This window comes from Nostoc foliaceum FACHB-393, assembly GCF_014698505.1.
Classification (GTDB): Bacteria; Cyanobacteriota; Cyanobacteriia; order Cyanobacteriales; family Nostocaceae; genus Nostoc; species Nostoc foliaceum_A.
Genome location: NZ_JACJTD010000001.1, coordinates 187,054 through 202,241 on the forward strand (window position 1 = coordinate 187,054; position 15,188 = coordinate 202,241).

Below are 15,188 nucleotides of genomic sequence, written 5' to 3' on the forward strand. Positions count from 1 at the left end.
TGTAAACTGAAGTAAGTAAAAAGGAGTGACGAGATGAGATTTTATAATATTTACACCTCACCTATCACTCCTTATAACTTGCGCGTTGATAAGCTGTTACGCATTTTTAAATTACAACAGCTTACTGCTTGATTTATCCTCTAACTAAAGAGACGGATAATTGTTAAGTTCTTATGTGATCTTCTATACAAATGGTTTTAAATTATTAATATCCATTAGTCTTACTCTTGCTTATACCAGATAGTTCCTTAATGGATTTGTAAAGCTTGAAAAGCTCAGATTCCCGACTTATTGAAAAAATCGGGAATCTTTTTGTTAAAAATAAGGTATTCATAATCACAAATAAACTTAACTTAGCTTATATATCTTAGGTAGTAGTGCCTTAATGCTTGTGATGGACGTTGGGTAAAAGATTATCAGTTATTCTGAGTAATGATGGAAACAATTATTATTAGCACTAAATCATTCATTGGGAGAATGACAAAGTGGGTTTAACATGAATGGGAACTTAAAGTTTAGATCCAGGGTTTTCTGACCGTACTGTTTTATCTAATTTCTCTACTAGTCATAATTGTGACTGGCATATAACTTTAGTCAGAAAGTGGCACAATCTGAAATCAGCTAATTTTGCATTCCTATTTAGCTGAGTTTAACAAGTCTTCCTACTATAGGTAGAAGTAATACTTAGGAAAATGCCGTAACCTTTTTGTAAAAAACCATCTAAGTGCAAAAGTTGTCAATGGACAGTCTCAAAATTACCCAGATTCTATCTGCTTTGAGCATCTAGGTTAAATGCAATAAGTGTCATTTTCAAAACTAGACCACGTGTAGCCCTATAGGACATAAATTATCGAAAACCTAGAATAAATCTACTCTTATAGATTTTGATTTTATTGAATAATAATTGCAGTTTATAACTAATTAAATTGATAAGTCAGCAATACAAGCAATGCTGCGATTTTTCCAAGAATTTACCTAGTGGATTTTTTGCTTAGACTCTGCAATTAAGTAGCGGGAATTTAAGGTGAACATAGAACAATTTATCCAACGCTCAGAAATATTGCACAATCGTTTAGCAGATTTATACCAAACTGCTAGTGTATTACCTTGGATTTCACCGGATCTGCTGCCGCAAGCTTTTAAGGAACTCTATAACACTTCAAAGGTAGTGCAGCTAGCAGCAGAGGAACTCTATCAGCAAAATGAGGAACTAATACAAACACGGAATTACTTAGAAACAGAACGCCAACACTATCAAGAATTATTTGAGTTTGCGCCTGATGCCTATTTAGTGACTAATACAGAAGGAATCATCGAAGAAGCTAACCATACCGCAGCTAAATTGCTCAATGTTTCAAAGCAATTTTTGGTGGGTAAACCGATGATTAACTTCGTCTCCTTAGAAGAACGTCAGCACCTTCGCAACGAACTTATCCAACTATCGCAATCAGACATAGTTAGAGAGCTATTGATCCGCTTGCAACAACGTCATGGTGAATTATTTGATGCAGCTTTGACAGTGGCAGTTGCCCGTAATCCGCAGGGTAAGGCAACGTCTCTACGCTGGGTGTTACGTAATATTACAGAACGGAGGCGAGCAGAATCAACGCTAGTCAAAAATGATAGCGACCTCTTCTATGATCGTCCCGTGCATAAATATTCTAAAGGAGAAACTATTCCCCTTAATCCATTAGTAATTTTGTATGTTTGCCAAGGTTTAGTCAAACTTAGTACCTACTGTGAAACAGGTGAAGAAGTGTTAATAGGATTGGCAACAGTTGGAATGGTTTTTGGCTCTAGTTTAACATCTTTAAACATTTACCAAGCAACAGCCCTTTCTGATGTTGAACTGGTGTCAATTTATGCAGCAGAGATAACAGCTTCCCCCAACTTGAGCCATATCCTTTTACCAAAAATTAATCAGCGTTTACGGCAAACAGAATCTTTTTTAGTAATATGTGGAAGACGACGAGTACAAGAGCGCTTGCACCATTTATTACAACTTTTGAAACAGGAAGTTGGTGAAACTGTGCCGGGGGGGACTCGCTTAAGTGTTCGCTTTACTCACGAGGATATTGCTAGCGCCTGCTGCACTACCAGGGTAACAATTACACGATTGATCGGCAAATTACAAGAAGAAGGGATAATCAGTTTTGACTTAAAAAAACACATGATATTGAGAGATTTTGATTAATTACTTATGGAATAACTATAAGGAAATGTAACATCATTGTTATCCTGCAAAAAAGCTACGCGCTCGCAGCATTCAAAAATGTACTCAAAATAATGTATATCTAATTTGACGTGTATTGCTAAAATCGCGATCGCAGCATGTCAAAGTAGCTATGCACACACTTGGTAACACAACTCCATCATCGGGCTACATCTTAGCACTGGACTTAGGTACGACAGGCAACCGCGCCTTTGTGTTTAACGCAGACGGCAAGATTGTTGGACAGGCATATAAAGAACTAACTCAGTATTATCCTCAGCCCGGATGGTTAGAACATGACCCTCAACAAATCTGGCAGGATACGTGTTGGGTAATGCAAACCGCAATCGAAAATGCCCAGATTGCTGCATCAGCGATCGCAGCACTGGGACTGACTGTGCAGCGCGAAACCTGTTTGATTTGGGACAAAACTACTGGTAAACCACTCCATAGAGCGATTGTCTGGCAAGATCGCCGCACTGCTTCCCTTTGCCACCAATTACAAGAGCAAGGTTATGCTCATGAAATTTACGATCGCACCGGATTAATCATCGATGCCTACTTTTCTGCTACTAAGTTCAGGTGGCTATTAGACAAGTTTACAGATGTTGACCTAAACAATGTCTTAGCAGGCACTATTGATAGCTGGGTGTTGTGGAACCTCACAGGCGGGAAAGTCCATGCTACTGACCACAGCAACGCCAGCCGTACAATGTTGATGAATCTCAAAACCTGTCAGTGGGATGAGAATTTACTAGAACTATTTCAGATTCCGGCGCATATTTTGCCCCAGATTCAGCCTAGTTTAGGACTATTTGGAGTTACTGATGTTACTTTGTTGGGCGCTGAAATTCCCATCACTGCCATCTTGGGAGATCAGCAAGCTGCTCTATTTGGTCATGGCTGCGATCGCCCCGGTTTGATGAAATGTACTTACGGCACTGGTAGCTTTTTGGTTGCTCACACAGGCGATCAAATTGTGCGCTCACACCATCAACTTATTTCTACAGTGGCATGGACACAAGCAAATCCAAGAGGGGCTTTAAATGTCGGCTATGCCCTAGAAGGTAGTATGTTTACTAGTGGAGCTTGTATTCAATGGTTGCGCGATCGCCTCAAGCTGATTAAAACTGCTGCTGAAACTGAAACTATGGCAAATCAGGTAAAAGATAATGGCGGAGTATATTTTGTACCTGCATTTAGTGGACTGGGCGCACCCTACTGGGATATGAGTGCTAGGGGAGCCTTTTTCGGCATTACGGCCAGTGTACAACCAGAGCATCTAGTACGCGCCGTGTTGGAAGCGATCGCTTACCAAGTTCTGGAGGTGGTGCAAGCAATTAATGCATCTAGCAGTACTCCAGTTGGGCGATTAACCGTGGATGGTGGAGCTTGCGAGAATAATTTTCTGATGCAGTTCCAAGCTGATGTATTAGGTATTGCAGTTGAACGAAACGTAATGCGCGATACGACCGTTCAGGGTGCAGGATTTGCAGCAGGTTTAGCTGTAGGATTTTGGGAGAGCTATGAAGCACTGGTGCAGCAACGGCAGATTGAGCGTGTGTTTGAGCCAAGGAGCGATAATTCATTGTCCAACTTTGCTACTTGGCAAAAAGCAGTGAAACGCACTCTCGCTTGGGTGGAGTAGATGCTTACTGCTCAGGTCAGACTTTAACTGAATGGTTACTATAATTTTGTTCCAGATAACGTGGATCGCGTACTCCTACGTGCAAAACCAGCGCTGTAACTAATCCACCGATAGCTGCCACCAAGAAGGCAGTTCTATAGTCAATATTGTCAACTATCCATCCACCTAATAGGGGAGCAAGAAGCGTGGCAGGGGCAACAAGGGTATTGCCAAGACCAATATAGGCTGGTCGTTCGCGCTGGTTACCAAACTCTAAGGTCATTACCGCAGCAATATTTTGCAGAGCGATCATACCTATCCCTGCTCCTATAAACACCAAGTAAAAACAGTTTACATTTGTTGCTAGCCCAGCTAAAACCGAACTAAACGCACAAACAACAGAACCAGTCTCCAAGACCAACTTGTGACCCCAGCGATCGCCTACCCAGCCCAAAACCAATCCAGCAATAGTTTGCGTTACCATCAGCACACCAGTAATTATCCCAATAGATGCTTCTCCCATCCAATGTTGATGTACGGCATAGAGTGTATAGAAGGGAAGTGGCATTAGTGCTAATTGTGAAAGCATACGTGTGATCACAAAGCAACGGAAATTCTTATCGTACCGGAGAATCACACTAAGACTGTCCCAAAATTCACGTCTAGTTTCAAAGGTAAATAATGGATTACTTACTGGCTCCCGCGTCCTAGACATAAAAAACCAAGATAGAGCCATCGCAACGCTAGCACACAAAAAACAGAGAGCAAAGTTAAATGGCTGGGCAATTTCCTTGAGCAGTAAACCAGCTATCAGAGCACCAAAAATACTCATTAGATTAGCAGCCGCCGCCAAGGCACCATAAAAAATGCCAAGCCTTCCAGAAGGAATAATTTTAGCAACCATGCTTTGCCAAGCAGTAGCACTAAATCCGCTGCCTAGTCCCTGCCAAATGAGTATGGCAAATGTCAGATGTAAGATAGTTTGGCTATTGAGTTGTAGCTGTAATAAAGCGACCAGTGCTAATCCAAAAAAAGGAAGTTTTTGGTGAATTGTCAACCACATTACAGTTGGTTTGTAATACTGTAGCCGAGCTATTTTATCAGCCGTCAATAGCTGAGGTAGTTGCCAACCTAAACGCGGAATAGCTGGGATCAGACCGATGAGTAATGCAGAATTGGTAAAACCGCTAACAAATAGAGGAATAATCGTGATATAGGAAGCAAAACCAGTTGCCAAACCAAAAAATGCACTTTCGGCAACATTGACAGTCAAGTTATGACGAAGGTCTTTTTGAATTTCAGAATTAAGCATTTTTATAGATATCGCAAGTGTAGATAATTACTTTTTTGCAGATCAAAATTCGGCTTTGTTCAAGCCGCATTCAGATAATTAAAAATTTGAAAAATAACGCTATGAGTAATCAATCCCTCAGTCTGACGAGCGAGAAATATCTCTGCTATTTATTGCCCTTATTAGTCAGGTTCTGCTGGAATCATGCTCCCCTAAAGTCGTAATAAACCTTGATTGAGCGATAGCTGGGCACAGTAATAGAAAATAGCGCTTATTACCACCCAGACCCTCAGATTTGCAGAGTTTTCAACTTTTAGCTTTAGCTCTAAGTTGAGTGTTACGTTGCTAGAGATAACATCTCTCCAGTTATTACTCAAACAAGGTATATAGTTGCTAGAAACGAATGGACTTCTTCAGTAGCAAGGAGTTTATACAATTATTGTTCGCCTTTGCCCAGCTAGCATCTGACAAATCATTACTAACCTTAGTGTTGTTTATAAAATTAAACTCCTTGCGCTAAGTTGCTAAGTTAAGTAAGGAGGAGACACAGTTGCCAACATTGATGGCAGCAGCTCTATTTTTTGACTCACTGATGATTTATTCCTCTATCTATTGGGGAAATTTGGGCAGCATTTTAAACAGGTTTATGTTCTTTTTTTAGGCACTTACTTAAGTGGTAAGTAGCGAACAAAACCTGAGCTTCATAAATTGTTCCCAGATGGCGCACTTAAATTATCATTGGAGAATATTTTTGTAAAAAATCCCAAATTATGCATCTGCAATCTTTTTGGCAATTTATGCTCTAGCAACTTAAAACAAATACTGTAAACCGCGATTGTACTGATAGCTTGGGAGAGTAAGGGACTTCCAAATAAAAAAATATACCATCGCTATAGAGGCAGGGGGCAGGGAGCAGGGGGAGGGATAGTCGTAGTGAAGTCCAGAAATTGGATAATTTAATTTCTGGAAGTCCCTAAAGTATTGCTAGAGCAATCGCCTGTATTGTCCGGGCGTATTTAGCAGTAGGGAGAGGACAAAGTAGAATTTGAAAACAGATCATCAAAGTGTCGAATGGCACGCTTGTTAAGCTGAAAGCCTTGAATAATAACGGCTTTTGGGAAATCATCTGCTTGTCAAGATTGAGAATACGCCAAGTAGGTTTGATGTTGAAGCGGCACTCATGCAGGCGATCGCAAAAGGTTGAAAGCGATAAAATACTGGTGTAAAACCCAGGTATGGAAAGAAAGCGTGACTCATTACTGCCAAGTCTGCGGAGTTTTTCAGTAGGTAATTATCTAATTAGGACTTACACACAAGAGATCCCCCAACCCCCTTAAAAGGCACAACTATTGCGTGGTAAGTTTGATTTGGGGTCTAAATTCCCATCTTAAACTTTGATAACTGATAGCTGTTTTAAAATACTACTGACATCTTAAGGATGCTGAACGCATGATTACTAAACCGAAGATTTTCATTGATGGCGAATCAGGAACCACAGGCTTACAAATCTACTCACGTCTCAATCAACGGGATGATATCGAGTTAGTTAGCATTGAGGCCTCTAAACGCAAGGATGCAAGTGAGCGAGCTAAATTAATCAATGCCGTCGATGTTGTTATTCTCTGCCTACCGGATGATGCAGCCCGCGAAGCTGTTAGCTTGGTAAGTAGTACTACGGTTAAGATCCTTGATGCTAGTAGTGCCCATCGCACGGCTAAGAACTGGGTATATGGTTTTCCTGAACTAAATCCAGGACAGCGAGAGAAAATCGCCAGCGCCCAGTTTGTCAGCAATCCAGGATGTTATCCCACAGGATTTTTAGCCTGTATTCGTCCGTTGATTGCCAAGGGACTTTTAAAGAGTAATTTTCCTATCACTGTTAACGCAGTGTCAGGCTACTCTGGTGGCGGAAAAAATCTCATTAAACAATACCATACCTTCCACGAACAGGAAGTTGGAGCAGAGTCACTTTATCCCTATGGCATCTATGGTTTGCAGTTTGGACATAAGCATGTCAAGGAAATGCATTATTACTCAGAGTTAGCATCGCCGCCGCTATTCGTACCAGCGGTAGGGGATTTTGAGCAAGGGATGCTAGTTCAGGTGCCTTTGCCGTTAGGAACTTTGGATAATCCACCATCAGGTGAGGTTATTCATCAAACAATTGCTAACTACTACCAAGGTGAAAAATTTGTGCAGGTAGCTCCATACCAAGATTCTACTCTGCTACGAGACGGAATATTTTTGGATGCGATTGCAGTGAACGGCACTAATATTGTTCAGGTTTTTGTATTCGCAAATGACACTACCAAAGAAGCGTTGCTAGTTGCTCGTCTTGATAACTTGGGCAAAGGCGCATCGGGAGCCGCAATCCAAAACTTAAACATCATGCTGGGCTTTCCAGAAGAGTTGGGATTGTTATGAAAGGCTCAGATTCCCGACTTGTTAAAAAAGTCGGGAATATTGGTTAATAACTTCTGATTTTTGGACTTTCAGCAACTTTTGTTGATTTTTATTTCAGTTTCTCCAACAATTGAATTACATCATGCTCAAAGCCTCTATTTCGCTCTTGAACTGATTCAATTAAAGGTTTATCAAAAAGATTAATCACATACTTGCCTAGTTGAATTCCTAAAGGTTTTAAATGTCCACCCTCTAAAGTTTGTAGAAATTCTTGGGGTGGTTTTTTTAGAATATTAGTGAACCATTCACAGGTTAATTTAGCAATATTATCTGACTTAAAACAAACTAAACCCATGATATTAAAGAGCTTACTATCCTTGATTAAGTTATGGGTTTCTTCAACGGTTGGTTTCACACCCCAACCAAGATTATCGATGATATCCGCTAAAAATTGAGGACGAATTGCGCTCCCTGTGTCAGCAATAGCAGGTGCTAATAGGATAGAAACCTGCCCCTTAATGAAGACACTGTTAATTTTTATTTCCTGACCTACGTAAGTGTAAATTAGTTTCCGAACTTCTACAATTTTTTGTTTAAGCTCATCATACAGAATGTTAATATCTGCAATGACACTTTTTATCTGTGACTCATCCGAAGTATGAGATAGCAGGTTGCGAATAAACTTTTCTCTATCTTGAGGCTCTGGAGGTAAAGCAGTAAATCCTTCTAACAGGGAGATATATTTACAGCCAAGGCTATGTCCAATCCAAGAAAAGTTTTTATCATCTAGATAGGCTTCATAAGCATATCCCTCAACACTTGCCATCCTCACAAGCTCTGGTAGAATTTCATACTGCTCTCTCATGAGAAAACCAGCTTCTACATAATGGTTAAAACTAAAATTAAATGGCAGAAGAATAATTGTATATCCCTGCTCAAATAGGCATTGAAGCAGATAGCGATAAAAAAGCATGGGGCCAAATGTACCAAAGAAAGCCCCTGCAATAAATTGAATTACTCCTTTAGGCTGTGGATGCAGAGCAACCCAACTGTGAGAAACAGGTTTAAATCTCAGCTTGATATTTGTATTTACCATGACTTAGCAATGAGTGTATCTCATTTTGGTAGGTGTATACTTTACCTCCAAATTGAAGCTGCTGCTTTTCGGATTCTTTAAAAGGTTTTTTTGCATAACTGAGATGCTTGCCTTCGTAACATACTAAACGCAGTTGGCTCTCAAAGCATTTATGAAAGGGTGTGGGAGTAGGAAATAATGTAGTTCAATAGTGAAATTGAATTGGCGTAAAACTTCTAATGGAGTCTTTTAGACTTTGGCAATTTCTTTAGCCAGAGTAATATTTAAGACAACTAAAAAATATATTAAATTGAATCAGGTTCGTGGTTAGTATATTTATACACTTACAAATATGAAAATTTTTTACTTCCCAGAAGCCAAATAAAATGTAGCGGTCAACATCAGTAAGCTTCTTGTTGAGAGCATATTAAAAGCTCTAAGTTTCCTCTAAAGTCTGATTCGTGAAAGCTAGATACAAAGCGCCTTTAGGTGATTTCAATCACAGTTTTTTTGTTCATACTCTTGACATGGTTGATGATGACAGGTTATAAACCTTGAAGAAAAATAAATCAGTCTGCCTAATCCACTATAATTCCCTGAAAATTTTTGTGAGTAAGGGTAAACCGGAGCGGAGGAACCAAGTTTGGGGCGTATTTTGAAGAAAGTTAGCAGTTAATGAATTCATAACTCATAACTCATAACTTTCTTAAGAAGGACATCTCTCAGTCCTAGCCCGTCAGCTAACTTCGTCGGCATTGAGAAGAGACTGAACGAGCAGCATTCTTAACAAGTAATGCCATGTTCTCGTCAGTGTCCTTTGGCTGGTAACTTTGCGGTTTGTTGTGCCTGCCCTCGACGTTGAAAGAGAGGATAATATTATCTTGATTTCTGGCGTTTGAGGCAGGATTATTTGCCTTGAGGTGAAAATCAGCTATGTTCCAGAATAAGAAACATCGCATTGCCCTAATTTCTGTTGATGGTGACCCGGCGGTTGAAATTGGTCAAGAAGAGGCTGGAGGTCAAAATGTCTATGTGCGTCAAGTAGGTTATGCCTTAGCAAAGCTTGGTTGGCAAGTGGATATGTTCACTCGTCGTAGTAGTCCTGAACAAGCTGCCTACGTTCAACATAGCCCAAACTGTCGTACTATTCGGTTAAAAGCGGGCCCAGCTAAGTTTATTGGGCGAGATAACTTGTTCGACCATTTACCTGAATTCATCGAAGAATTCCAGCGATTCCAGTTGCGCCAAGGATTTCATTACTCCTTAATTCATACCAACTACTGGTTATCATCGTGGGTCGGCATGGAATTGAAAAAGCAGCAACCGCTGATTCAGGTACATACTTACCACTCTTTAGGAGCGGTTAAATACAGAAGTATTGGTGATGTTCCCGTAATTGCTACCCAGCGATTAGCTGTAGAAAAAGCCTGCTTGGAAACTGTAGACTGTGTGGTTGCAACTAGTCCGCAAGAGCAAAAACATATGCGGGTACTCGTTTCCAGTAAAGGAAACATTGAAATGATTCCCTGTGGCACCGATACTGATAAATTTGGAGAAATTCAGCGGTCTGAGGCGCGGGAAAAGTTGGGAATTGCACCAGATGCCAAAATGGTTCTCTACGTTGGTCGCTTTGACCGCCGCAAAGGTATTGAAACCTTGGTACGAGCTATTGCCAAATCTAGTTTAAGAGGTGAAGCTAATCTCCAGCTAGTGATTGGAGGTGGTAGCCGTCCAGGTCAGAGTGATGGAATAGAACGCGATCGCATTGCTAGCATTGTTACTGAACTCGGATTAGAAAATTGTACAACCTTTGCTGGTCGCTTAGATGAAACTGTCCTCCCCTTCTACTACGCCGCCGCTGATGTCTGCGTAGTGCCTAGTCACTATGAACCTTTTGGTTTAGTTGCCATTGAGGCAATGGCTAGTAAGACTCCTGTCGTAGCTAGTAATGTTGGTGGGCTACAGTTTACTGTTGTACCAGAAGTCACAGGGTTACTTGCGCCCCCCAAAGATGAAGTAGCTTTTGCTGCTGCCATAGACCGCATTCTCATCAACCCAGCTTGGCGAGACCAGTTAGGTGAAGCGGCTCGACAACGGACAGAAATTGCCTTTAGTTGGTATAGTGTAGGATTCCGACTGACTCAACTTTACACTCGTCTGCTGGCTCCAACTGCACCTAATACCCGAACCCGGATTGCAGCTTAATTTTTCCAGCTTTGAGCGCGGAACTAATATCATCAGAGTGATTTTGCCGTGCCCAAACAGTCAAACACAAACTACTCAACCTAGTTAATTAGGGAGTCAGAATTATGCTGAATATCGGAGATTATGCCTTCCATCAAAGAACAGGCCAGGTTGGTCAAGTTTGTGGTTATGGACATCAGGTAATGGATGGAGTTTATATAACCACCCTCAAAGTCAGAGTGAGTAAGCATGAAGGAACTCGTCATCAAAGCAGATTTGTCGAGGATGCTTACTCCACTTGGGTACTCACAAACGCAGGATAAACTAATAGATTTGTTTTTCTGCGTTTATATAGAAAAACAAATCTAATAGTCCACCACACCAACTTTTATGAGTGAATAAGTTCGTAGTCAAGACTTTAGTCCTTGATTTGAGCGCTAAAGCGCTGACTACAAACCAAGCATAAAGTACTAGTTGATTGGCTGCGATTTTAGCAGCATTTTAAAGATAGCGGGGAAAGTTCACTGAACTTTCCCCGCTTCAATTTGGCTAAAGAGTTTTTTTGAAACATCAAATTTATCAGTAAATCAAGACCAGTTAGCCATTGCAGGCAGCGATTTGTGTGTAATAAAGCTTGTACAATTGTCAAGGCGGTTTTTACTGCCAGAATAATTCTCAGGTGTAAAGTTTATCGACAGCAAAATTTTTCTACTTTGTGTTTTTCCATCCTTCACTTGTGGCTAAAATACCCCAAGTTAGGCGCTCATATCTTGCAATAGATAACTTTTACCCTTATGACTGGAGAGCAAAATCTTGGGAATAGAACTACGCAGTTTCGTATTTCTCGACAGCCTGCAACCTCAACATGCAGCATATATGGGAACAGTAGCCCAAGGCTTCTTACCATTACCAGGGGATACATCACTGTGGATTGAAATCTCTCCTGGTATCGAAATTAATAAAATTACGGATGTAGCCCTGAAAGCTGCCTCTGTTCGTCCGGGAGTACAGGTAGTTGAACGACTGTACGGACTATTGGAAGTTCATTCTAGCTCCCAAGGTGAAACGCGAGCTGCTGGGCAAGCAATTTTGGCTGCATTGGGAGTCCGAAAAGACGAATGTCTCAAACCGCGTGTTGTTTCTAGCCAAATTATCCGCAATATCGATGCTTACCAAACACAACTTATTAATCGCACGCGACGGGGACAGCTATTACTAGCAGGACAAACACTGTATGTATTAGAAGTCGAGCCTGCTGCTTACGCCGCACTAGCTGCGAATGAAGCTGAGAAAGCGGCATCGATTAACATCCTTGAGGTTCAAGCTGTAGGTAGTTTTGGACGGCTTTACTTAGGTGGACATGAAAGAGATATTCTAGCAGGTGCGGCGGGAGCATTAACGGCGATTGAAAGTGTAGCTGGTCGGACAAATCCTTTGGGTATGCGTCAGGAGTAAAGGAGAGAAAATGGCAAATCGAGAGCATCTAGCTTTACTGAAAGCAGGTGCAGTTACATGGATTGAGTGGAGAAAGAAAAATCCCCAGATTGAACCAGACCTCAGCGCTGCAAACCTCCAAGGAGATAACCTCAGAGGCGCAAACCTCCAGGGGGTAAACTTGAACAAGGTGGATTTGGGTAATGCTTTACTCGTGCGAGCAAACCTTAGTGGTGCTGACCTCAGTAGTGCCAACCTCTACAAAGCCTTCCTCGTTGAAGCTAACTTGAGTGATGCTAACTTCAGTGTTGCTAACTTGAGTGGTGCTATACTTACGCAGGCAGATTTGAGTCATGCCAATTTGATTGGAGCCGACTTGAGTGAGGCGAATCTTAGAGGCGCTGCGATCGCTCATGCTAATCTAATTGGGACTGACTTAAGAGGCGCTAACTTGAGAGATGCCGATTTAGGTGCAGCGAAGCTAATACGGACTAATCTATCTTTTGCCAACCTCATTGAAGCTAACTTGATTGCGGCTGACCTCAGCGAGGCGAGTTTGTACGAGGCGGAAGTTTTGGGGGCTTATCTTTACAAAACTGACTTATACAAAGCTAATCTAAACAAGGCTCACCTAAGTGGTGCTTACATGTTGCAGGCTAACCTAAATGAAGCTGATTTGAGTCAAGCTGACTTGAGTTGGACTAACCTTAGAGGCGCAAATTTGGCAGGGGCGAATCTCAGAGGAGCTAACCTTAGAGGAGCCGACCTTAGGGGAGCTAACCTCAGCGGCGTAAATCTTCAGGAGGCAATTATGCCTGACGCTTCAAGGCACAATTAATTAACAAGAAAAAGTAATTGACGTTTACATTCATTTTATAAGCTTAAACTAGTTTGCAATGCAAAATCACCCAGCACCTCTGAGTTAATTAGGTTAATTAAGCTTGAATGAATTGGAATGTTCCCTATATTTTGGCAATTACCATTGTGAAAAAGGATGTTTTACTAAATTGCTGTTGAAATATCTGAAGTCATCTGAAACTTCTTGTCCAATCCAACTTGGTAGTTCAATTTCTTGATTTTCATCACTGAGTTCAACTTCTGCTAATATTAATCCTTTATTAACACCATCAAACTCATCTATTTCCCAAAGCAAGCCACCCGACTCTATTTTATATCTGATTTTTTCTATAAAGGGACGTTCACATAATGTTTCAAGTATTTCTTGAGCATCTTTAACAGGAATAGGATACTCAAACTCTAATCTCGAATATTTGATATTAGGGCCTTTAATAGTCAAATAACTTTTTTCTCCTACTATACGTATACGTACAGTAGCTTTGTCTTGTGTGGCAATGTATCCTTGACGATATACACTACCTTCAGCTAATTCTCTCCAACTATCTCCTCTCACTAAATATTTGCGCTCTATTTCTTTCGCCATTTTACTTACCCTGATTGTGTGATTTTGTAGATCAAAAAGCTAAGTCATTTTCAAAAACTAACTCCATGCGATCGCTCCAAAGTCAAGTTACGCTATCCTCTTAAAGGAGTTTTAGCTTAAAATAACATGCATAAGCATTGCTGTACCCCTACAACGTGGTCTATTTACCTGAAAATAGCTGTAAGTTCTTCTTTCGCTAAAGCTAATGCTTGATGAGCATTTTTAAACTTTGTTTCATCTGTAAATTTATGACCAAAGCACTTTAAATAAGCTTCCAGATACCGAATACGTAAGCGTGGATCAGCCGGACTCTGAAGAAAAGGGAGGTCAGCTTCAACCATAAACCGGATAGCCAACAAGGGGATAGGGCTACGAAGTGGCCGAAAGTTTGGGTTGTGTAGACCACGGCTTTCATTACGTTTATGAAATTCTCCGATCATCAGTCCTGACTCAACAAACAAAGGTTTAAGTTTTTGTTGGACACTATCTACTAGTTTAGGAGCATCTTCTATATGGATGTCAGGAAAGATCAGTAAAAAAGCTCTATTGATTGCTAATTCTTGTTCTTTAACTTCCATCTTAAGAAAGATATCTCGGTAGCGTCCAACAACCTCTTCTAATTGTTCTGGATACAAATCTTTTGTGTGAATAACTGCCAGACGAATACTATTTGACTTGAGGGAGTAAGGTACAAAAGGGCAAACTGCGCCGGGTCTTCCTAAATTAGGATGAGGTCTTCCTAAAAAATTTTTCACCCACTCCATAATTTCAATCAAGTAAGGAAGGTCTTCGTTTTGCTGGAGTTGTTCTATTTCAAGAGTTGTATAAAGTTCCATGAGCTTGGGTGAAATGGAGTAATTGTTTAATCTGAATGCAAAATTACTTTTACAAAATTATGTTTCTGAAACTGATTATTGTCTAAAGTGAATCTAGGTGAATAAAATGAGTGTTGATTTTTTCTATTCTGGGTGAATTTGTAGCTTCTAGTAAATAAAAATATTTTAATATTTTGTGAATTTAAATAAATTAACGCCAATAAATACACAAGCATATTTTCGCACCAAGTCGATTTTATTCATTTATTTTTGGCATTTTAGCTAGAATACATATGTATTATTCAGCAGATGCTCCTACTTTTTCACACTCTCAAGCTTCTATTATTTTTAATAAACATATTATAAAGTTTATGTATAAATATTTATTTTTATTGTAAAAATTTAGTAGAGATTTAATAGCAACTATACACTTAATATCAAGTTAGTCTAGTTAAATCTAACAAGCTAATTATCTATTAATCGTAGGGGAGGCGGGATAAGCGGCGACTTCTGCCATTTTCCGTACCCCTACGCGACCGTGTACACACAAGCTCTAAAAACAGTTTGATAAAGCTTTCCTCGTTAACAGGCTCCCACCGGGGAATGCATTCACTAGGCTCCGCCTCCAGCCAAACATGCATTGAAGCAAAGCCTCTAATAGCCATTCCTATGCGAAGCATGGGAACGAGGGAAGAATGGGAAGTCG

Annotated in this window: 12 protein-coding genes and 1 riboswitch; of the genes, 7 read left to right on the plus strand and 5 right to left on the minus strand. The window is 40.5% G+C overall.

Translation table 11 applies throughout. The features are described 5' to 3' along the window. Positions 1 to 1,024 precede the first annotated feature (1,024 nt). The gene (locus H6G92_RS00800) at positions 1,025 to 2,194 is read left to right on the plus strand and encodes a PAS domain S-box protein (protein ID WP_190889779.1); all 1,170 of its coding nucleotides are present in this window, start codon (positions 1,025 to 1,027) and stop codon (positions 2,192 to 2,194) included. Between the two features lie 151 nt (positions 2,195 to 2,345). Next, the gene (gene glpK, locus H6G92_RS00805) at positions 2,346 to 3,860 is read left to right on the plus strand and encodes a glycerol kinase GlpK (protein ID WP_190889781.1); all 1,515 of its coding nucleotides are present in this window, start codon (positions 2,346 to 2,348) and stop codon (positions 3,858 to 3,860) included. Positions 3,861 to 3,876: 16 nt separating this feature from the next. On the opposite strand, the gene H6G92_RS00810 is transcribed toward glpK, so the two are convergent. Next, positions 3,877 to 5,151 carry an MFS transporter gene (locus tag H6G92_RS00810; protein WP_190889783.1) on the minus strand — a complete coding sequence of 425 codons (1,275 nt, stop codon included), beginning with the start codon at positions 5,149 to 5,151 and terminating at the stop codon, positions 3,877 to 3,879. 1,431 nt (positions 5,152 to 6,582) lie between these two features. Between H6G92_RS00810 and argC the strand changes: the two genes are divergently transcribed. Continuing rightward, on the plus strand, positions 6,583 to 7,554 hold the full coding sequence (gene argC / locus H6G92_RS00815; RefSeq protein ID WP_190890111.1) for an N-acetyl-gamma-glutamyl-phosphate reductase: 972 nt from the start codon (positions 6,583 to 6,585) through the stop codon (positions 7,552 to 7,554). An 88-nt stretch (positions 7,555 to 7,642) separates the two neighbouring features. Here argC and H6G92_RS00820 read toward each other — a convergent pair whose 3' ends face one another. Next, positions 7,643 to 8,629, minus strand: a complete 987-nt coding sequence (locus H6G92_RS00820) for a DUF1350 family protein (RefSeq protein WP_190889785.1) — start codon at positions 8,627 to 8,629, stop codon at positions 7,643 to 7,645. A gap of 562 nt (positions 8,630 to 9,191) precedes the next feature. Continuing rightward, positions 9,192 to 9,378: riboswitch (cyclic di-AMP (ydaO/yuaA leader) on the plus strand. A gap of 163 nt (positions 9,379 to 9,541) precedes the next feature. Here H6G92_RS00820 and H6G92_RS00825 point away from each other — a divergent pair. The 4 genes from H6G92_RS00825 (at position 9,542) to H6G92_RS00840 (ending at position 13,064) form a co-directional block, all read left to right on the plus strand. Continuing rightward, complete coding sequence (locus H6G92_RS00825; RefSeq protein ID WP_190889787.1) at positions 9,542 to 10,813, plus strand: glycosyltransferase; 1,272 nt, start codon at positions 9,542 to 9,544, stop codon at positions 10,811 to 10,813. A 104-nt stretch (positions 10,814 to 10,917) separates the two neighbouring features. Next, a complete protein-coding gene (locus H6G92_RS00830) occupies positions 10,918 to 11,115 on the plus strand; it encodes a hypothetical protein (protein WP_190889789.1) in 198 nt (65 codons plus the stop codon). A gap of 490 nt (positions 11,116 to 11,605) precedes the next feature. Next, positions 11,606 to 12,247 (plus strand): hypothetical protein, encoded by a 642-nt coding sequence (locus H6G92_RS00835; RefSeq protein WP_190889791.1) that lies wholly within the window; start codon positions 11,606 to 11,608, stop codon positions 12,245 to 12,247. 10 nt (positions 12,248 to 12,257) lie between these two features. Further along, the gene (locus H6G92_RS00840) at positions 12,258 to 13,064 is read left to right on the plus strand and encodes a pentapeptide repeat-containing protein (protein ID WP_190889793.1); all 807 of its coding nucleotides are present in this window, start codon (positions 12,258 to 12,260) and stop codon (positions 13,062 to 13,064) included. A gap of 138 nt (positions 13,065 to 13,202) precedes the next feature. Here the strand turns inward: H6G92_RS00840 and H6G92_RS00845 are convergent, their stop codons facing one another. The 3 genes from H6G92_RS00845 to H6G92_RS39060 form a co-directional block, all read right to left on the minus strand. After that, positions 13,203 to 13,667, minus strand: a complete 465-nt coding sequence (locus H6G92_RS00845) for a CYTH domain-containing protein (RefSeq protein WP_190889796.1) — start codon at positions 13,665 to 13,667, stop codon at positions 13,203 to 13,205. 164 nt (positions 13,668 to 13,831) lie between these two features. Next, the gene (locus tag H6G92_RS00850; RefSeq protein ID WP_190889797.1) at positions 13,832 to 14,503 is read right to left on the minus strand and encodes a DUF6875 domain-containing protein; all 672 of its coding nucleotides are present in this window, start codon (positions 14,501 to 14,503) and stop codon (positions 13,832 to 13,834) included. A 455-nt stretch (positions 14,504 to 14,958) separates the two neighbouring features. Then, complete coding sequence (locus tag H6G92_RS39060) at positions 14,959 to 15,162, minus strand: hypothetical protein (protein ID WP_206758837.1); 204 nt, start codon at positions 15,160 to 15,162, stop codon at positions 14,959 to 14,961. Positions 15,163 to 15,188: the final 26 nt, after the last annotated feature.